Consider the following 19,406-nt stretch of genomic DNA (forward strand, 5'->3'; position numbering starts at 1 on the left):
AAGATGTTTGTAAAAGATGGAACAAGTAAGTTAAAAAAAGTATTGGTTTCAAAGCCCCAGTTTTTAAAACCGGCACCGATCAATGAAATCGCAAAGCTCTGGAAGGATACTACGATGGATGTGGATATCATGCTTCGTGAACATCAGGAATTTGTAGATGCGTATCATAAAGCCGGAATAGAAGTGGAGTTTTTAGAACCGGACGACAAAAGACCGAATTCCGTATTTGCCAGAGATTTTGGCGGATGCGTGAAAGAGGGATATATCATGGGACGTTTTAAGCTTGATATGCGTTACAAAGAACATGTAGATTACAAGCAGCGCATGGAAGAACTTGGAGTGCCAATGATTGGTGAAGTAAAGGAAGGACTTTTTGAAGGCGGTGACTTTATGTTCATGAACGAGCATTGGATTGCGGTTGGAATGGCAGATCGTACGAATGAGCAGGGATTGAATGAATTAAAAGCAATTTTAGAACCACTGGGATATGAAGTGACGGGAGTGCCTCTGAAAAGGGAATATCTTCACCTGGACATGTGTTTTAATCTGGTGGACGAACATCTGGCAGTTGCTTATCGGAATGGACTTCCAGAGCAGTTTCGAAAATTATTGACAAAGCGTGGAATTGAGATCATTGATGTGCCGGAAGAGGCAATTTCCCTTCATGGATGTAATCTTCAGGCTCTGGGCGGTCATCGCGTTTTGTCATTAAAGCGGAATGAAAAAGTAAACGAGCAGCTTGCGGCAAAAGGAATGGATGTGATCGAATTAAATATTACGGAAATCCTGAAAGCCGGAGGCGGACCGCACTGTATGACGTTCCCTCTGCTTAGAGGCTGATCGATTCATTACCTGATTGATGTAGAAACTAAGGGGAAATCTATAGAAAAAGGGTAAAAGAATGAAAAAGAAAATTTGCGTATTGATTTTTATGGTGCTCTGTATATTTGCACTTGCCGGTTGTGGAAAATCCTCTGCAGGAACCAAAAAAGTAACTTCGGTGGATGAACTTTCCGGGGCAAAAATCGGAGTCCAGCTTGGAACGACAGCAGATATTTACGCTTCTGATTATGAAGGCGATGATGCTGGAACAACGGTAGAACGTTACAACAAAATGGCAGATGCTGTTCAGGCATTGAAGCAGGATAAGATAGACTGTGTGATTATCGATGAACAACCCGCAATTGCAGTGACAAAAGATTCCGATGATTTAAAGATTCTGGATGAGGAGTTTACTTCTGAGGATTATGCAATCTGTATTGCAAAAGGAAATGACCAGTTAAGAGAGAAGATCAACGGTGCACTTGCAGAATTGAAGGAGGATGGAACGATCGAACAGATCCTCTCGAATTACATTGGAGAGGATGCAGGAAAACATCCTTATGAGACACCACAGGGAACAACATATGATAATGGTACGCTGGTTGTCGCTACAAATGCAACGTTTCCACCTTATGAATAATACTACGACAATGAGAAAGTGACTGGCATTGATATTGACATTATCACTGCAATTGGAGACAGGCTTGGAATGAAGGCTGAGATTTCTGATATGGAATTTGATGCCATTATCAATTCGGTAAATTCAGGTAAGGCAGATGTTGGAATTGCCGGTATGACGGTGACAGAAGACCGGCAGAAATCAATCGATTTTACAGATTCCTACACCACATCCAAACAGGTAATTATTGTAAAAAATAATGATCATGTGAATGGTTTGAATCTGGTTCAGAGATTTCAGAATAACTTCATCAAAGACAGCAGGTGGAAATACATAACAAAAGGTCTGAAAAATACGCTGATTATCGCAGTCTGCGCAGCTGCGCTTGGGGTAATTCTTGGATTTCTTACAGCGTTTGTCCGTGTTACACATGATAAAAATCACAGTCTTGGATTTTTAAACGCAATCTGTAAATTATATCTGACGATTGTGCGTGGAACACCAATGATGATCCAGCTTCTGATTATGTATTATGTAATTTTTAAATCTGTCAATGTAGATAAGGTATTTGTTGCAATCATTGCGTTTGCAATCAATTCTGGAGCTTATGTTGCTGAAATTTTCCGAAGCGGAATGATGTCAGTAGACAATGGGCAGTTCGAAGCTGGACGAAGTCTTGGATTAAGCTACAGGATCACAATGCTTTTTATCGTTTTGCCTCAGGCTGTGAAAAATGTCCTTCCGGCTCTTTGCAATGAGTTCATAACACTTTTGAAGGAAACCTCAATTTGTGGATACATTGGACTTAATGATCTGACGCGAGGTGGAGACATTATTATTTGTAGAGGGTCTGACAAAAGCATATGGAGACCACGTAGTTCTGGACAATATTTCGACGGAAGTAAAAAGAGGAGAAGTCATCGCAATTATCGGACCTTCCGGTTGTGGAAAATCTACTTTTTTAAGAAGTCTGAACCAGTTAGAAAAGATAACCTCCGGCTGCATTTTATTTGAGGGAGTAGATATCACTGGCAGCAGCGTAGATATCAATAATATTCGAAGAAAAATCGGCATGGTTTTTCAGCAGTTTAATCTTTTCCCACATATGACAATCAAAGAAAATATCATGTTCGCTCCGGTAAAATTAAAAGAAATGACCAGAGAAGAGGCCTCGAAGAAGGCAGAGGAACTGCTGAAAAGAGTCGGGCTTTCAGACAAAGCAGATGCTTACCCGGATATGCTTTCAGGTGGACAAAAACAAAGAATTGCAATTGCAAGAACACTTGCAATGAATCCGGATCTGATTCTGTTCGATGAGCCAACATCAGCGTTAGACCCCGAAATGGTTGGAGAAGTGCTGGCACTTATGAATGAACTTGCACAAGAGGGAATGACGATGATTGTTGTGACTCATGAGATGGGATTTGCAAGAGAAGTGGCAAATCGTGTTATGTTTATTGATGAAAAGCACATAAAGGAGGAAGGAACACCAGAAGAAATCTTTGAAAATCCAAAGAGTCCGAGACTGAAGGAGTTTCTTTCCAAAGTGCTGTAAATAGAAAAAGAAAGAGGAAGAAAGAATGAGTATATTTTTAGTAGATGAATACAAGGATATGGAGCCATATGTTCCAGGAGAGCAGCCAAAGGATAAGCCATATATTAAACTGAACGCAAATGAGACATCCATGCCTCCTTCACCAAAGGTTTTTGAGGCAATCTCGAAAAGTGAAATCTGGAATATGAGCTACTATTCAGATCCGCATTGCCATGAATTCCGCCGTGCTGTTGCGGAGATATATCATGTAAAAGAAGAAGAGGTATTTGTCGGAAACGGGGCTGATGAAGTATTAAGCTTTGTACTCATGAGTTTCTTCCGCCGGGGAATGAAAATATATTTTCCGGACATTACGTATGGATTTTACCGGACCTATGCGAAAACATATGGTCTGGATATGGAAGAGATTCCCGTAAAAGACGATTTTTCAATCGATATTAATGACTATATGGAGCTTGATGGGGATATTATTTTTGCAAATCCAAATAATCCGACTGGACTTACCATTCCAACAGCAGATATTGAACGTCTTGTAAAGAGAAATCCAAATCGCATGGTTATCGTAGATGAGGCATATGCTGACTATTCTGGTGAGACATGTCTTCCGCTTGCAGTGAAATACCCGAACCTGGTAGTTGTACGGACTTTTTCTAAATCCCGTAATATGGCGGGTGCACATATTGGATTTGCGGTTTCCAGCAGGGATATCATTGAGGATATGAACAAAATTAAATTTTCTTTTAATCCATTTAATTTAAATTCCGTAACTATGGCTGCAGGAATTGCTGCTGTAAAAGATGTTGATTATTTGCATAACTGTGTTACAAGAATTGTAAAAAACAGGGAGAATTTCCAAAAAGAACTGGAGAGCATTGGATTCCATGTAATCCCTTCCAAGGCAAATTTTGTATTCTGCTATCATGATGCAATAGATTCTGGCATTCTCTGTGAAAAACTCAAGGAAGAAGGAATATTGACAAGGCATTTTGCAGATGAAAAACTGACAAAATATTTGAGAATCACAATCGGAACAGAACAGGAAATGGATGTTGTGTTGATTGCAATTCGGGAAATTTTAGATGAAGTCCGGCAAAAACAAAGCGTGAAGGAAAAGAAGGCGTGTTAAGATGAGAGAAGGCAGACGGATAAAAAAAGTTTTGATCTGTGACTATGTAAGTGCAATGGAGAAGGATTATGAACCTACGATGCAGAGTGTCCGGAAAGCATATGGAAAAGACGTGGAATTTGAGATCTGTGCCTATGAGAATGACAAACAGCTGATCCAGAAGCTGCAGGGCAAAGATGGCCTGATTACTGGATTCCTTGAAATCGGAGAGACGATACTGGCACAGACACCGGAGCTTCAATGTATTTCGGTCAGTGGAATTGGGTATTCCAATATGGAACTGGAAGCTGCAAAAAAATATGGTGTGACGGTTTGCCATATCCGGGAATATTGCACGGAAGAGGTCGCAGAGCATACGTTTTCACTGATTGGGGCGTTGAACCGTAATTTGAAGTTTTATGACACACAAATTGATCATGCACACGAATGGAAGTATCATACGATTGCCGGAGGCAGGAATTTATGCAGTCAGACACTTGCGGTTTTTGGTTTTGGCAGAATCGGAAAACGAGTTGCGCAGATCGCTCATGCATATGGAATGAAAGTGATTGCAGTTGATCCTTATACAATTGGGAATGCCCAGGCAGTTGAGCAGGCGGAAGCTCTCGACGTCAAATTGGTATCAGCAGAGGCTGCTTTCAGACAGGCTGATATTATCACCAATCATATGAATCTTACGGACAAGAACTACCATTTTTTCAATAAAGAGGCATTCGCCCAAATGGAAAGAACTCCGATCTTTGTCAATGTTGGTAGAGGAGGAAGTGTCGAGGAAGCTGCACTTGTAAAGGCACTGGACGAGGGAAAAATCCGGGCAGCAGGGCTTGATGTTCTGGAAGCGGAGGAACCGGATCTTGTTCATTGTGGACTCTTAAACCGCAATAATGTTATCATTACGCCGCATTGCGCATTTTACAGCGCAGAATCGATTGAGAAACTTCAGGTGGTCAGTGGTGCAAATATGGGATATCAACTGGCAGGAGAGCCGGAACGGATCGATGAAGTTGTAAAATTAGGATAATAGTTGGAGAAGACAGAAAGTGGATCTTGTATTAGAATTAACCATTAAAATTATGATTCTGGCAGCAATTGGATTCGCAGCAGCAAAGGCAGGGATTATCGATGACACCGGTAAGGAAAAACTGTCTTCTTTGCTTGTAAACCTTTTGCTTCCGGTCAGTATGATCGCCTCATCACAACAGCCTTTTGGAATGGAGCATTTAAAAGGTGCAGGCAGTATTGTCTGTATCGCTCTGATCTACTATTTTCTGGCATTTGCCATTGGAATTGCTGTTGGCAGACTGACAAAGATGAATGTAGACCGGACGGCAATGTTTACTCTTTTAATCACATTTGCCAATACCGGATTTATTGGAATGCCGTTGCTGGGACAGGTAATCGGCGAGACAGGAACTTTTTATGGAGCAATTTATAACAGTGTATTTGATGTTCTCTATTTTTCGGTTGGAATATATGTGCTTCAGGGGAAAGAGAAGGGGCGTATTGATGGCAGGAGCAGTTTGAGTAATCTAATGATCTGGATTGCAGTAATTACTGTTTTTTTGTATGTTCTTCCATGGCGTTTTCCTACTGTCATAACGGATTCCTTAGCGATTCTTGGGGATTGTATGATGCCGGTCTCTATGCTGATCATTGGTGCTGAAATTGCAGGGATGAAAGTAAAAAGAGTACTCACTGACCGTGCATCTTATGGGGTCAGCTTATTTCGTATGTTTCTTTGTCCTACGATCACATTTTGGGTTATGAAGCTTTTACAAGTGGAAGTTGAAGTAGCAGCTACAGCAGTTATTTTATGTGCCATGCCATCCGCTTCTCTTAATGTTATTATGGGACAGAAATATAAAAATAATGCAGAATTTGCAGCTGCCGCAGTTATGCAGAATACAATGATTATGATTGGGACGCTGCCATTTTTTACATTCCTATGTGAAAATCTGCTGTCATGATATTGTGTGACAAAGTATACCGTCTTACCGCTCATGGACTGACACCGGAAGCCGGAGAAAAAGAATAATTTTTCGCAGAAAAATTGTTCACAAAATTGCCTTGTGAAAGTTTAACACTTTTACAAGGCAGTGTGAGTAAAGTACCACTTCTAAAGAATGAAAATTATGCATATTATACAAAAGAAGTGCATATATTTTATGGATTAGTGTAGAAAACACAAAAACCTATTGCGAAACTTAACGAAAATATACTATAATTCAACTTGTGAAAACGTTACCGCAAACATTACCGAAAACGTTCGAGTGTTTGCAAAAATCAAATCCTTTAGGAGGGGTTAAAATGAAAAAGAAATTAGTAACAGTATTACTTGCAGCATCTATGCTGGCAACCATGCTTGCAGGATGCGGATCAGGAAATGGGGGAAGCGGTGACAAGAAGGCAGATGGTTCTGTATACATGCTGAACTTTAAGCCGGAAACCGACCAGGCATGGCAGGATCTTGCAGCAACTTATACGGAACAGACGGGGGTTCCTGTTACGGTAGTTACAGCAGCAGACGGTCAGTATAAGACACAGCTTCAGTCAGAACTTGCAAAGAAAGAAGCACCAACCATTTTCAATATCGGAAGCACTGCAGACTGCGCAGAGTATGACAAATACATCTACGATCTGAAAGACAGCGATATTTACAAACATCTGAATGACAAATCACTGGCACTGGAATATGATGGCAAAATTGCTTCTGTAGCAAACTGCTATGAGTGCTATGGAATTATTTATAACAAGGCAATTCTTGAGAATTATTGCAAGAATTATCCGGATGCGGTTATCAAATCCGTAGATGACATCAAAGATCTGGATACATTAGAAAAAGTTGCAACTGACATTAATACGAATGTGGATGCGATCAATGAAGCATGCGGAACAAAACTGTTAGAGGCATTTGCTTCATCCGGACTGGATGATGGATCAAGCTGGCGTTTCTCCGGACATCTTGCAGGTATTGAACTTTACTATGAATTCAAAGATGCAGGCTGTGATCTGACAGCAGGTCAGGATACCATCGAAGGTACATACATGGATAACTATAAGAGAGTATGGGATATGTACACCAACACATCTGGCGCAGACAAATCCACACTGGATTCCGGAAGCTTAAATGCTGAGGCTGAGCTTGGTATGGAAGAAGCTGTATTCTATCAGAATGGTGACTGGGAATATTCCGCATTCGCTGACGGCAATGAGAACGGTTATACAGTAGCACAGGATGATCTGTCCATGATGCCGATCTACTTTGGTGTGGATGATGAGAATGAAGGTCTTGCAGTTGGTACAGAAAACCACTGGACCGTAAATGCCCAGGCAGATCAGAAAGACATCGATGCAACACTGGAGTTCTTAAACTGGGTAGTTACAAGTGATGAGGGACGTGATGCAATCACCAATAAAATGGGACTTTCAGCTCCATTCGATACCTTTACCGGTGATTATGCATCTAAGAATGCATTTGCAGCAGTAGCATCTGATCTTGCTTCGGAAGGAAAAACATCCGTTGCATGGTCCTTTAATGCAACACCTTCTGTTGATGACTGGAGAGCAGATTTCGTAGCAGCTCTTACCGAGTACACAGAGAGAGATGGTTCATGGGATGATGTTTCCAAGACATTTGTTGATCAGTGGTCATACTACTGGAAACTTTCCAATGAATAATATGGAGTAACTGCAGGGGTTATTTTCAGGGGTGAGTGGAACTTCACTCACCCCGTATTTTTAGGAGAAGAAGGGTATTTGTTATGGAGAAATCGATTAGAAAATATTTCTGGATATTTGCACTTCCTACAATGGCTGCATTTACGATCGGGTTTATCGTTCCTTTTTTATATGGAATTTTCTTATCCTTTTGTAAATTCACGACCGTAACAGACTGGTCATGGGTAGGTTTTCAGAATTATACAAGGATTTTTGTTGTAAACGGTATTGTAGATAAATCATTTTTACATTCTATCTGGTATACAGCATTATTTACCGTAGTATCTGTGCTTATCATTAATCTGGTATCTTGTGGAATAGCAATGGCGCTTACAAAGGGAATCAAGGGAACAAATCTGTTCCGTACGGTTTTCTTCCTGCCAAACCTGATTGGTGGAATTGTGCTTTCCTATGTGTGGTTGATGATTTTTAACTCTATTTTGCAGAACTATTCCAAAACGATCGTAAGCTCCCAGTGGTCTGCATTCTGGGGACTGGTCATTGTCGTATGCTGGCAGCAGATCGGTTATATGATGATCATTTATATTGCAGGAATCCAGAACATTCCGCCGGAATTGATCGAAGCGGCAAAGATTGACGGAGCAAGCTCATGGCAGCTCATCCGTTACGTCACACTTCCGATGCTGATGCCGACAATCACAATCTGTACGTTCCTGACGCTGACAAACGGATTTAAACTGTTCGATCAGAACCTTGCACTTACCGGTGGTAATCCGGGAAAAATGTCACAGTTACTTGCTTTAAATATCTATGACACGATGTATGGAACGAACGGCTGGCAGGGCGTAGGCCAGGCAAAAGCGGTTATCTTCTTTATTCTGGTTGCACTGATTGCACTGATCCAGAATAAGATTACAACAAGTAAGGAGGTGCAGGATTAATGGCGAAAAATAAAAAAGAAGAGGTCAGCACGGTACGCACAGCGAAACATGGCTGGATCTTAACACTGATATTCGGAATTCTCTCCGTTGTATGGATTTTACCGATACTGATTGTTTTGTTGAATTCATTTAAAAGAAAAGCATTCATATTCCGTTATCCATTTGGAATCAGCACTGCAAAATTATCGGATGGATGGGACGCATTCCGCTCCGGAATGTCGCAGCTTTTCTGCGGAATGTTGAATTATACAAATGGACTTCGTGCAACGAATTTCTGGGACTGCTTTGGTAATTCCCTTTTCATTACCATTGGTTCGGTTGCCCTTATCATCCTGTGCTGCTCCATGTGTGCATGGTATATCGTAAGAGTTCATACAACCGGAACAAAAATCATGTATACACTTTGCCTTTTTTCCATGATCGTACCATTTCAGATGGTTATGTTTACTTTATCTAAATTTGCAAACATGCTGCATCTGTCAAATCCGCTTGGTATCATTATCGTGTACCTTGGATTTGGTGCGGGACTTGCGGTATTTATGTTTACCGGATTTGTAAAGGGAATCTCCATTGAGATCGAGGAGGCTGCCGTTATCGACGGATGCAGTCCGCTGCAGACATTTTTCCTTGTTGTTTTCCCGATTTTACGTCCGACAGCAGTGACGGTTGCAATTTTAGAGGCAATGTGGGTATGGAACGATTATCTGCTTCCATCACTTGTATTAAATATTAATAAGTACAAGACCATTCCAATTGCGATCCAGTATTTAAAACAGAGTCATGGTATGATCGACTGGGGCGCAATGATGGCAATGTTAGTACTTGCAATTTTACCAATTGTTATATTTTACATTTTCTGTCAAAAGTATATAATAGAGGGTGTGTTAGCCGGAGCAGTAAAGGGTTAGCCGACTGATTATATCGAATATGAGGAACAGATTGTGACAATTGTAGATATTGCAAAAGAATCGGGATACTCGGTAAGTACAGTATCCCGAGTTTTAAATCATAGACAGGACGTGAGTCCTGAGGCAAAGAAAAAGATCATGGAGATCGTGAAGGCACATAATTTTGTGCCGAATACCAATGCCAAAAGGCTGAAGCAGAATACATCCCGCAATATTTATGTACTGGTAAAAGGTACATCCAATATGCTCTTTGCCAATATTACCGAGGAGATCCAGTCCGTTGTCGGTCAGACCGATTATGCGCTGAACATCACCTATCTGGATGAGGACGACAATATTGGAAGTGAGACGATGCGTATCTGCAGAGAACGGAAACCTTTAGGCATCATCTTCCTCGGCGGAAGACGGGATGACTTCAGTGAAGACTTTTCCAGTCTTTCCGTGCCTTGTGTCATTGTGACATCAAGCGCGGCAGACTGGGGAGTAGAGGGACTTTCCTCCGTGTCGATCGATGATGAGAAGGCAGGAGAGACGGTCGTGGATTATCTGATCCAGAACGGACATACCAGGATCGCTGAGATCGGAGCGAATCTGGAATTTTCGCAGACTGCGATTCTGCGTCATAATGGATATTTGAAAAGTCTGAAAAAGAATGGTATCACACCGGATGAACGCTACTATGAAAGAGCGCGTTTTTCATCCTATGACAGTGCATATCAGGCGATGGAACGTCTTCTTGACAAGGATATTGAGATTACAGCTGTTTACGCGGTTTCGGATGTGATGGCGATCGGAGCCATCCGTGCGATCTTAGACAGAGGACTGCGTGTGCCGGAAGATATCTCGATCACCGGTTTTGACGGTTCCAAGCTTGCACAGTATTACAATCCAAAGATCGTTTCGATCCGCCAGCCGCATAAGGATATGGCAGAGCGAAGCGTAGAAATGCTTTTCCGCATGATCGATCTGCACAAACCGGCGTGTCATGAGATGATCCCGTTTGAACTGACCGATGGCGAGAGTGTAAAAAAGGGTGGTAAACAATGAAGATCAGACTTGCACAGACGTTAAAAGGCTATGAGAGCAAAAATATTACAAAAGACATACTTGCGGGCATCATTATTATGGCGGTCTCTATCCCGATTTCCATGGGATATGCGCAGATCGCAGGACTGCCCGCAGTATATGGACTATATGGATCGGTATTCCCGATCCTTGTTTTTGCGTTTTTTTCCACTTCACCGCAGTTTATTTTTGGGGTGGATGCAGCACCGGCGGCACTTGTGGGCTCGGCACTGATCAGCCTGCATGTGGAGAGTGGTTCAAAAGAGGCAATGGCGGTTGTGCCGGTTCTGACTTTTTTTGTTGCGGTATGGCTTTTGGCCTTTTATATTATGAAGGCCGGAAAACTGGTAAATTATATTTCTGCGCCGGTAATGGGAGGGTTTATTACCGGAATCTGTACGACGATCATTTTGATGCAGCTCCCGAAGCTCATGGGAGGAACGGCTGGAACCGGGGAACTTCCGGAGCTGGCTGTACATATTGCCAGGACGGCAAAGCAGATCAATGTTCCGTCTCTGATTATGGGAATTGCAGCTCTTGCAATTCTGCTTCTATCCAAAAAACGAATACCAAAATTCCCGATGGCAGTTGTACTTATGGCGGCAGGCGCACTTATGACACGCTTTTTCCCGGTTGAGAGCTGGGGTGTAAAAACACTGGATACGGTGGAGACCGGGCTTCCAAAGTGGAGGATTCCGGATCTGTCACTCGTTCCGATGAATGACGTGATCACGATCAGCCTTTCCGTTGCAGTCGTAATCATGGCGGAAACATTACTTGCTGAGAACAATTTCGCACAGAAAAATGGATACCGCATCGATGACAATCAGGAAATCCTTGCTTTTTCCATGAGCAATCTGGTTGCAGCACTGACCGGATGCTGTCCGATCAATGGCTCAGTTTCGCGTACTGCGATGGGAGAACAGTATCAGGGAAAAACACAATTGACGGGAATCGTTGCGGGGCTTTCCATGATCCTGCTGCTGTTGTGCGGAACAGGATTTATTGGCTATCTGCCGATTCCGGTGCTTACAGCAATCGTCATTTCTGCTTTGCTTGGAGCAACGGAATTTGAACTTGCAGCGCGTTTGTGGAAGGTAAGCCGCACGGAATGTCTGATTTTTGTTGGAGCATTTGTGGGAGTACTTCTGCTTGGAACGATCAACGGAGTACTGATTGGAATTATCCTTTCTTTTTCAGAAATGATCATCCGTACTGCAAAGCCGGCGACCTGTTTTCTTGGAATCCAGCCTGGACACAGACATTTCCGCGATCTGAAGGAAGGCGCGCAGATTCACCAGATTGAGGGTGTGATTATTTACCGTTTCAGCAGCAATCTGTTTTTTGCCAATGTTTCGGTACTGCAGAAAGATATTGAAGACAGTATACGTGAGGACACCAGAGCCGTGATCCTTGATGCAAGTGGAATTGGAAGTATCGATATTACGGCAGCAGACCGGCTGGAGATTCTTTACCGTTCATTGAAGGAAAAAGGAATCCGTTTCTATATTACAGAGCATATTGCAGAGCTGAATGAACAGATGCGGAAACTCGGACTCGGTTATCTGATCGAAGAAGGGTGTGCACGGAGAACAATCCATATCGCGTTAAAAGATATGGGAATCAAAAGACCATATCCACTGGAAGGCGGTGTGGACAATGAGGAACGCAGTGCTTCAAGAAAACGGGTAGATAACCGTGTGCAGGAGTTTGTGTGGGCATTTGGCTCCGATACTGAGGCGGAGATCGAAAAGCAGATCATGCGCCAGATCGAGCAGCTGAAGCAGAATGGAGATGTGGAAAACCTGTTCCATGGCCGCTGGGCTCACATGGAGGAACTGGATCAGGATGAGTGGCTGGAACATCTGGAAGAACATTTAAAGGAGATCGTAAATATATCCGGAAAAGACGAGCGGACACTGGCTGCCCGTTTTGAGGAACACCGGAAAGAAGTGCATGAGCGTATCGCAAAAGATCATCCGGAGCTGGCAGAACGCTTCCATGAGAGGCGCCATCTTCTCGATGAACATCTGAGAGAACGGCGCCCGGAAGTCTATGATCTTGTTATCAGCTTAAGAGAAGCGGAAGAAAAGCGCGATCGGAACGATCAGGCATAATGATACTTCTTCCGCTGCCGGATGAGGAATGTGATCGTGACACATAATGTCAGAAGTTCGGCTGCTGACACGGCAAACCAGATTCCATTGATTCCTAAAATCGCAGGAAGAATCAGTACTGCGGCAATCTGGAAGACAAGTGTACGCAGAAAGGAAATTGCTGCAGATACACCACCGTTGCTAAGTGCAGTAAAGAAGGAAGAACCAAAAATATTAAAGCCGTTAAACAGGTAAACCAGACAGTAGATACGAAATCCCTGTCTTGTCATAGCCAGAAGTTCAGCATCGTATCCGACAAAAAGTCTGGAAAGCGGAATTGCAAGGAACTGGGAAATCACAGCAATCATCAGTCCCCAGCATCCGATCAGACGCAGGCTCTTTTTGAACAGGTTTTTCAGTTCATCGTGGTTGCCGGCACCGTAATGGAAGCTGATGATCGGAGCGCTTCCGATGGAATAGCCGAGGAAGATCGCAACGAATATGAAGCTGACATACATAATGGCTCCATAAGCGGCAACGCCGTTCTCACCGGCAAATTTCATAAGCTGGATGTTATATAAAGAATTAACAATAGAGCTTGAAAGGTTTGTCATCAGCTCGGAAGAACCATTTATGCAGGTCTGCAGAAGAACTCTTCCGTTAAAATGAGTTTTGCCAAGATGCAGCAGGCTTGAATTTGGTCTTGTAAAATACAGGATCGGGAAAAGTCCTCCAATGAATTCTCCGCATACGGTTGCAACAGCAGCACCGGTTAAACCAAGGCCGAGGACACCAACAAAAACGAAATCCAGAACCATGTTTGTCACACCAGCGGTGACGATGACATAAAGTCCAAGTTTTGGTTTTTCTGCGGTTACAAAGAAGCTCTGGAATACATTCTGCAGCATAAATGCAGGCATGGAAATAAAAGAAATCCTTGCATACAGAATACAGTTATCCAGAAGTTCGCCTTTGGCACCGAGCATTCTGGCAATTTCAGGGATCATCAGTGCGCCGAGAATGGAAAGCAGAATGCCACCGATGGCGGTCACATAGACCAGCATGGAGAAGTATTCATTGGCCTTTTCCTTCTCACCTTCTCCGAGGGTTTTGGCAACGATCGCGCTTCCACCGGTTCCAATCATAAAGCCTAAAGCGGACAGGCCCATCAGGACCGGAAAGACCAGATTGATTGAGGCAAGCGCAGTTTTTCCTGCAAAATTGGATACAAAAAGTCCGTCCACGACACTGTAGATCGAAGTAAAGATCATCATGACGATGGATGGAAAAACAAAACGCAATAGTTTGTTATAGGTAAAATGTTCGGATAATTGAATCTTCATAGTTACTCCTTTTATAGATTACAAATTCCATTGCGAAGCGCATGGATATAGTTGGTATGCAGCTGCAGAAGCTGCTGACAGTCGGTTTCACCCAGCTGGGAAAAGGCGGCATTTTCTGCCTGAACAACAGGAAAGATAGTTTTTTCCAAAAGTTTTTGTCCCTTTTCCGTCAGATGGATATGCATGCTCCGGCCTTTGCCGGGGGTCAGGAGGAGATAGCCTTCCTGTTCCAGCTTATGGATGGAGGAATTGACGGTCTGTTTCGGAATCAGGGTTGAATTGCAGACATCGCGCTGCAGGCAGCCATCTCCTTCCTCACAGATGGTATATAAAATATCAAAAGCACTGTCGGAAAGCCCGAGTTTTCGGGCTGCATCCCGGTAGATATCATTGTATTCCTTATAAAGACGGTTGAATTCGCGAAGACTCGAACTCATATAGGGAGTGCATTTTTTTTGCTCCATCATAAGAATCCTCCTTTAAGTCTGATTTCGTACTTGAGAAGTATAGTCTGATTTCGGACTTATGTCAAGTGTGGAATTTAAAAGATACCTGTGTTACAGTAATATTAAAGAAGGAGGGCACGCAGGATGCAGTGGAATGATGGAAAACAGAGGTGTTCCTGGGCAAATCCAAACAATGAAAAATACATAGAGTACCATGACCACGAATGGGGAATTCCGGTGTACGACGATCACAAATTGTTTGAGATGCTGATTCTTGAAGGGTTTCAGGCGGGATTGTCATGGGAATGCGTCTTAAATAAGAGAGAGGCATTCCGAGAGGCGTTCGATCAGTTTGAGGTTGAAAAAGTACGTGAGTATAATGAAGAGAAAATGCTTGAACTGAAAGACAATCCGGGTATTATCCGTAACATGCGAAAGATTCAGGCAGCGGTGACAAATGCGCAGGTATTTTGCGGGATACAGGAGGAATATCACAGTTTTTCCGAATATCTGTGGCATTGGACAGATGGAAAAGTAATCTATGAAAAGGGTGTTGCAAGCTCGCCGCTTTCCGACCGGATCTCAAAAGATTTAAAAAAGCGCGGCATGAAATTTGTCGGAACAACAATTATTTATTCTTATCTGCAGGCAGTTGGTGTGATCTATTCGCACGAAGAAGGCTGTTATCTGGAACACAGGTAATTCTTTACTGATTCTTAACCGGAGAATACGTATAATTTGCACTATGGGAGGCAGAAATGAAAAAATATCATAATTTGTTTTGGAATATCATAAAATCCATTGGGATACTTGCGGGATTTTTTGTTTTGTGTCTTGCAATTGAACGGTATTTTGAAGCAAGTACGCTGGTACCGGCGATTATGACATTGGCAGTATTTCTGGTATCCCTTGTAACAGATGGATTTCTGTATGGAATCCTTGCTTCTCTGCTCAGCGTTCTGGAATTGAATTTTGCATTTGCATTCCCGTATTTTGCATTCAACTTCAGTATTCCTGAGAATATTATATCTGCAATTATCATGCTGGTCATTACAATCATGACCTGTACACTTACCACCCAGCTTAAGAATCAGGAAAACATCCGCGTGGAAAGCGCAAAGGAGAAGATGCGCGGAAATCTTCTCCGGGCAGTATCACATGATCTGCGTACCCCGCTTACCACAATCTGTGGTTCGAGTTCAACAATCGTGGAACATTATGACCAGCTGACAAAGGCACAGGTGATCCAGCTCGCAAACGGAATCCGTGATGACGCGGAGTGGCTTGTCCGTATGGTGGAAAATATCCTGTCCATTACAAGAATCGACAGTGACGGCGTACAGATCACCAAGACATCCACGGTTCTTGAGGAGCTGATCGATTCGGTGCTCATGAAATTCTGGAAAAGATATCCGGATCAGAAGATTGAAGTGGATATTCCGGATGAATTTATCAGCATTCCGATGGACGCTGTTTTGATTGAACAGGTCATTATCAATATCCTCGAAAATGCCATGCAGCATGCAGCCGGAATGACGAAACTGGAACTTTCCGTTTTCCGGGAAGGACAAAAAGCGGTGTTTGAGATTCGGGATAATGGCTGTGGAATTGAAAAAGACCGGTTGCAGAATATATTCAAGGATTATTTTGAAATGAAGGATGCACCGGTGGATCATCAGAAAAAGAGCATGGGTATCGGACTTGCGGTATGTGCATCGATTATCCGGGCACATAATGGCACGATTACGGCATCAAACAGGAAAGAGGGAGGCTGCTGCTTCCGTTTTACCCTGGACCTGGAGAGGAACGAAGATGAACAGCTATAAAGTGCTTCTGGTTGAGGATGAACTGAATATCTGTAACTTTATCAAAATGGTATTCGAGACGAACGGCTATCGGTTTACCGCAGCACAGACAGGCAAAGGCGGACTGGACAAATTTCAGACGGAAAAACCGGATCTTGTGGTTCTCGATCTGGGACTTCCGGACATGGATGGTGTGGACATTATCAAGGAGATCCGCAAAAACTCGGATGTTCCGATCATCGTTCTTTCCGCCCGGACGGATGAGGCGGATAAGGTCGAAGCACTCGATCTTGGTGTAAACGATTATGTGACCAAGCCGTTTGGAACGGGAGAACTGCTTGCAAGAGTGCGGGCAGCTATACGGAACAGCCGTTTTCAGAATGCCGGAAGCAGCCGGTCAAATCTGCAGTTAGCGGATATGACGATTGATTTTGATGCGCGAAAAGTAACTATCGCAGGAAATGTGATACGTCTGACCCAGACGGAATATCATATTGTGGAACTTTTGGCGGTAAACACTGGAAAAGTTCTGACTTATGCCGAGATCATCAATAAGATCTGGGGATATTCCGATTCCGGAAGTGTGAAAAAGCTTCAGGTCAATATGGCGAACATCCGTAAAAAATTCGGAGAAAAGCCTGGTGAGTATCGATACATTCTGAATGAACTGGGAGTTGGATACCGTATGAGCGATGAGGGAGAAAGCATAGTATAATTCGGAAAGAAGGATTTTATTATGTTGGAAAATATAATCGTTGGTATTATCATTGTACTTGTAGTTATTTCGACAGTCATTGCATTCTGGCTTGAATATGGAGGACATGAATGATACAGACCCTGCTTATTATTGCGATAGTAATACTTGCCTGTGTATTTCTGGATAAAATCTCGGAGCGGATCGGTGTGCCGATGCTTCTGGCTTTTATCCTTCTTGGCATGTTCTTTGGGTCGGATGGTGTCGTAAAAATTGCATTTGACAATTATTCAGTTGCGGAGGAACTGTGTTCCATCGCGCTTATTTTTATTATGTTTTATGGTGGATTTGGAACGAACTGGCGTGAGGCAAGACCGATTGCCGCAAAAGCAGTGCTTTTGTCTACGGCAGGCGTCCTGATCACAGCCGGTCTTACCGGATGGCTCTGCCATTCGATTCTTCATTTTTCCTGGATGGAAAGCTTCCTTCTGGGTGCTCTTGTCAGCTCGACCGATGCGGCATCGGTTTTCTCAATTTTAAGATCCCGGCAATTAAATCTGAAATATAAAACAGCGTCTCTGCTAGAGGTGGAGAGCGGAAGCAACGATCCGTGTGCCTATATGCTGACGGTCATATGCATTACGCTTGCTCAGGGAGGAATGGATGGAATGACCATGTTTGGCATGGTGGTTGCACAGATCCTTTTTGGTGTCATATGCGGTGTGTTTTGTGCATTTCTCGCAATTGTAATGCTTCGAAGAGACGAATTTTCGACCGATGGGTTTGACATTATCTTTACAGTTGGGATCGCGGTACTCGCATATGCACTTCCGCAGTTGATTGGAGGAAACGGATATTTAAGTGTGTACATACTTGGAATTATTCTTGGCAATTCCGAGATCAGTAATAAATCCAATCTGGTGCATTTTTTTGACGGACTGACCGGTCTTATGCAGATTCTGATCTTCTTTTTGCTGGGACTTCTTGCATTTCCGTCGCGTCTTCCGGCGGTATTTGTGCCAGCACTTGTGATCGCACTTCTTCTTACATTTGTTGTGAGACCGATCGCTGTTTCTCTGATTCTGATTCCATTTTGCAGCAGGTTTTCCCAGATTTTTCTGGTGTCCTGGTCCGGACTTCGTGGTGCGGCATCTATTGTATTTGCGATTATGGCGACCAGAGCATTGCAGACAGAGATGGATCTGTATCACATCGTGTTTCTGATTGTAATTTTTTCAATTCTGCTGCAGGGAACCTTACTGCCGTTTATGGCAAAATTATCAGGAATGATTGATGCGAATGAGAATGTCATGAAGACATTTAATGATTACAGTAATGAAGTGCCTGTGCAGTTTGTCCAGCTTACACTGAGCGGGCGGCATGAATGGTGTGGGAAAAAACTCAGCGACATCATAATTCCACCGGATACGCTGATCGTTTTATTAAAACGAAACAGGGAGAATATCATACCAAATGGCGACACGGTACTTCTTGAGAATGATACGTTGATTTTAAGCGCACCGGCGTTAGATAAGATCAGTGGAATCCAGCTCATTGAGAAAAGAATTGAAAAATCCCATCGATACGTCGGTATGAGTCTGGCAGAACTTCCGCGAAAAGAGAATGAACTTGTAATCATGATACAGCGGATGGGAGAGATCATTATCCCAAACGGGAATGTGATCCTGCAGCCGGAGGATGTCCTTGTCATCAACCGCTCAAAATAAAATGTATAAAAATGAGCATTTTTCCAATAATGAAAATGTGATCATTATTTAGATGGAGGAATGAACTATGATTTTATCAGAGCGAGAAAAAACAGTCATTCAGGATCTGCAGACACAGGAGCAGAGCTGTGTGACAAAATATGCAAAGTATGCAACTCAGGCAAAAGATCCGGAGCTTCGCAATCTGTTTGAAGACCTGAAGCAGAAGGAACAGAATCACTATGACTCTCTGACCCAGGTACTTTCCGGAAGCGTACCGTCCGTTGATTGCAATGATTCTGACGGAAAAGATTACCAGCCTACCGCATGTTATGATTCCATGACTAATCCACAGGATAAACAGGACGACAGTTTCCTTGCAACGGATTGCATCGGAACAGAGAAAATGGTATCCGGAGAATACAATTCCAACGTATTTAATTTCGGGGATTCGGATGTCAGAAAGCTGCTTGCGGATATTCAGATTGAGGAACAGAATCATGCGGAAATGCTTTATAAATACAAGCAGGTAAACGGAATGTCATAAATAAGAATTTTTCTTCAAAAACCATTGGCTGCATCATTGCAGACAGTGGTTTTTT

General features: G+C 43.0%; 18 protein-coding genes and 1 pseudogene. 17 read left to right on the plus strand and 2 right to left on the minus strand.

Going from position 1 to position 19,406, the window contains the following annotated elements:
• The first annotated feature begins 3 nt into the window (after positions 1-3).
• The 12 genes and pseudogenes from FYJ75_RS11975 (at position 4) to FYJ75_RS12025 (ending at position 12,831) form a co-directional block, all read left to right on the plus strand.
• On the plus strand, positions 4-840 hold the full coding sequence (locus tag FYJ75_RS11975) for a dimethylarginine dimethylaminohydrolase family protein (RefSeq protein WP_154430698.1): 837 nt from the start codon (positions 4-6) through the stop codon (positions 838-840).
• Positions 841-901: 61 nt separating this feature from the next.
• Entirely contained in the window at positions 902-1,462 is a 561-nt protein-coding gene (locus FYJ75_RS14680; protein WP_328596938.1) for a substrate-binding periplasmic protein, read from the plus strand.
• Positions 1,463-1,477: 15 nt separating this feature from the next.
• Positions 1,478-2,200 (plus strand): annotated as a pseudogene (locus FYJ75_RS14900) (ABC transporter substrate-binding protein/permease); the annotation flags it as partial.
• A 121-nt stretch (positions 2,201-2,321) separates the two neighbouring features.
• A complete protein-coding gene (locus FYJ75_RS11985; RefSeq protein ID WP_408638932.1) occupies positions 2,322-2,996 on the plus strand; it encodes an amino acid ABC transporter ATP-binding protein in 675 nt (224 codons plus the stop codon).
• A gap of 25 nt (positions 2,997-3,021) precedes the next feature.
• Positions 3,022-4,122 carry a histidinol-phosphate transaminase gene (gene hisC / locus FYJ75_RS11990; protein WP_154430678.1) on the plus strand — a complete coding sequence of 367 codons (1,101 nt, stop codon included), beginning with the start codon at positions 3,022-3,024 and terminating at the stop codon, positions 4,120-4,122.
• Position 4,123: 1 nt separating this feature from the next.
• Entirely contained in the window at positions 4,124-5,143 is a 1,020-nt protein-coding gene (locus tag FYJ75_RS11995) for an NAD(P)-dependent oxidoreductase (RefSeq protein ID WP_154430679.1), read from the plus strand.
• A gap of 19 nt (positions 5,144-5,162) precedes the next feature.
• On the plus strand, positions 5,163-6,089 hold the full coding sequence (locus tag FYJ75_RS14690; protein ID WP_154430680.1) for an AEC family transporter: 927 nt from the start codon (positions 5,163-5,165) through the stop codon (positions 6,087-6,089).
• 340 nt (positions 6,090-6,429) lie between these two features.
• On the plus strand, positions 6,430-7,800 hold the full coding sequence (locus FYJ75_RS12005) for an ABC transporter substrate-binding protein (RefSeq protein ID WP_154430681.1): 1,371 nt from the start codon (positions 6,430-6,432) through the stop codon (positions 7,798-7,800).
• An 83-nt stretch (positions 7,801-7,883) separates the two neighbouring features.
• Complete coding sequence (locus FYJ75_RS12010) at positions 7,884-8,741, plus strand: carbohydrate ABC transporter permease (RefSeq protein WP_154430682.1); 858 nt, start codon at positions 7,884-7,886, stop codon at positions 8,739-8,741.
• Complete coding sequence (locus tag FYJ75_RS12015) at positions 8,741-9,649, plus strand: carbohydrate ABC transporter permease (RefSeq protein WP_154430683.1); 909 nt, start codon at positions 8,741-8,743, stop codon at positions 9,647-9,649. Before FYJ75_RS12010 ends, FYJ75_RS12015 begins: the two co-directional genes overlap by 1 nt.
• Positions 9,650-9,682: 33 nt before the next feature.
• The gene (locus tag FYJ75_RS12020; protein WP_328596939.1) at positions 9,683-10,696 is read left to right on the plus strand and encodes a LacI family DNA-binding transcriptional regulator; all 1,014 of its coding nucleotides are present in this window, start codon (positions 9,683-9,685) and stop codon (positions 10,694-10,696) included.
• The gene (locus tag FYJ75_RS12025) at positions 10,693-12,831 is read left to right on the plus strand and encodes a SulP family inorganic anion transporter (protein ID WP_154430684.1); all 2,139 of its coding nucleotides are present in this window, start codon (positions 10,693-10,695) and stop codon (positions 12,829-12,831) included. The genes FYJ75_RS12020 and FYJ75_RS12025 overlap by 4 nt, the downstream gene beginning before the upstream one ends.
• Here FYJ75_RS12025 and FYJ75_RS12030 read toward each other — a convergent pair.
• Together FYJ75_RS12030 and FYJ75_RS12035 are read right to left on the minus strand one after the other, a co-directional pair.
• Positions 12,822-14,153, minus strand: a complete 1,332-nt coding sequence (locus FYJ75_RS12030) for an MATE family efflux transporter (protein WP_154430685.1) — start codon at positions 14,151-14,153, stop codon at positions 12,822-12,824. The genes FYJ75_RS12025 and FYJ75_RS12030 overlap by 10 nt on opposite strands.
• An 11-nt stretch (positions 14,154-14,164) precedes the next feature.
• Positions 14,165-14,620 carry a MarR family winged helix-turn-helix transcriptional regulator gene (locus FYJ75_RS12035; RefSeq protein ID WP_331467531.1) on the minus strand — a complete coding sequence of 152 codons (456 nt, stop codon included), beginning with the start codon at positions 14,618-14,620 and terminating at the stop codon, positions 14,165-14,167.
• A 123-nt stretch (positions 14,621-14,743) separates the two neighbouring features.
• Between FYJ75_RS12035 and FYJ75_RS12040 the strand changes: the two genes are divergently transcribed.
• The 5 genes from FYJ75_RS12040 (at position 14,744) to FYJ75_RS12060 (ending at position 19,351) form a co-directional block, all read left to right on the plus strand.
• Complete coding sequence (locus FYJ75_RS12040; protein WP_154430686.1) at positions 14,744-15,301, plus strand: DNA-3-methyladenine glycosylase I; 558 nt, start codon at positions 14,744-14,746, stop codon at positions 15,299-15,301.
• A gap of 56 nt (positions 15,302-15,357) precedes the next feature.
• Positions 15,358-16,425: a sensor histidine kinase gene (locus FYJ75_RS12045; protein WP_195839011.1), complete on the plus strand. Its 1,068-nt coding sequence runs from the start codon at positions 15,358-15,360 to the stop codon at positions 16,423-16,425.
• Entirely contained in the window at positions 16,412-17,119 is a 708-nt protein-coding gene (locus tag FYJ75_RS12050) for a response regulator transcription factor (protein ID WP_154430687.1), read from the plus strand. Before FYJ75_RS12045 ends, FYJ75_RS12050 begins: the two co-directional genes overlap by 14 nt.
• 110 nt (positions 17,120-17,229) lie before the next feature.
• Complete coding sequence (locus FYJ75_RS12055) at positions 17,230-18,825, plus strand: potassium/proton antiporter (RefSeq protein WP_154430688.1); 1,596 nt, start codon at positions 17,230-17,232, stop codon at positions 18,823-18,825.
• 67 nt (positions 18,826-18,892) lie between these two features.
• Positions 18,893-19,351 (plus strand): ferritin-like domain-containing protein, encoded by a 459-nt coding sequence (locus FYJ75_RS12060; protein ID WP_154430689.1) that lies wholly within the window; start codon positions 18,893-18,895, stop codon positions 19,349-19,351.
• Positions 19,352-19,406 lie beyond the last annotated feature (55 nt).

This window comes from Roseburia porci, assembly GCF_009695765.1.
GTDB lineage: Bacteria > Bacillota > Clostridia > Lachnospirales > Lachnospiraceae > Roseburia > Roseburia porci.

Bases quoted from the DNA above. Each gene is read 5' to 3' on its own strand.
- FYJ75_RS11975 (WP_154430698.1), top strand. From the start codon at position 4: ATGTTTGTAAAAGATGGAACAAGTAAGTTAAAAAAAGTATTGGTTTCA.
- FYJ75_RS14680 (WP_328596938.1), top strand. From the start codon at position 902: ATGAAAAAGAAAATTTGCGTATTGATTTTTATGGTGCTCTGTATATTT.
- hisC (WP_154430678.1), top strand. From the start codon at position 3,022: ATGAGTATATTTTTAGTAGATGAATACAAGGATATGGAGCCATATGTT.
- FYJ75_RS11995 (WP_154430679.1), top strand. From the start codon at position 4,124: ATGAGAGAAGGCAGACGGATAAAAAAAGTTTTGATCTGTGACTATGTA.
- FYJ75_RS12005 (WP_154430681.1), top strand. From the start codon at position 6,430: ATGAAAAAGAAATTAGTAACAGTATTACTTGCAGCATCTATGCTGGCA.
- FYJ75_RS12010 (WP_154430682.1), top strand. From the start codon at position 7,884: ATGGAGAAATCGATTAGAAAATATTTCTGGATATTTGCACTTCCTACA.
- FYJ75_RS12015 (WP_154430683.1), top strand. From the start codon at position 8,741: ATGGCGAAAAATAAAAAAGAAGAGGTCAGCACGGTACGCACAGCGAAA.
- FYJ75_RS12025 (WP_154430684.1), top strand. From the start codon at position 10,693: ATGAAGATCAGACTTGCACAGACGTTAAAAGGCTATGAGAGCAAAAAT.
- FYJ75_RS12030 (WP_154430685.1), bottom strand. From the start codon at position 14,153: ATGAAGATTCAATTATCCGAACATTTTACCTATAACAAACTATTGCGT.
- FYJ75_RS12035 (WP_331467531.1), bottom strand. From the start codon at position 14,620: ATGATGGAGCAAAAAAAATGCACTCCCTATATGAGTTCGAGTCTTCGC.
- FYJ75_RS12040 (WP_154430686.1), top strand. From the start codon at position 14,744: ATGCAGTGGAATGATGGAAAACAGAGGTGTTCCTGGGCAAATCCAAAC.
- FYJ75_RS12045 (WP_195839011.1), top strand. From the start codon at position 15,358: ATGAAAAAATATCATAATTTGTTTTGGAATATCATAAAATCCATTGGG.
- FYJ75_RS12050 (WP_154430687.1), top strand. From the start codon at position 16,412: ATGAACAGCTATAAAGTGCTTCTGGTTGAGGATGAACTGAATATCTGT.
- FYJ75_RS12055 (WP_154430688.1), top strand. From the start codon at position 17,230: ATGATACAGACCCTGCTTATTATTGCGATAGTAATACTTGCCTGTGTA.
- FYJ75_RS12060 (WP_154430689.1), top strand. From the start codon at position 18,893: ATGATTTTATCAGAGCGAGAAAAAACAGTCATTCAGGATCTGCAGACA.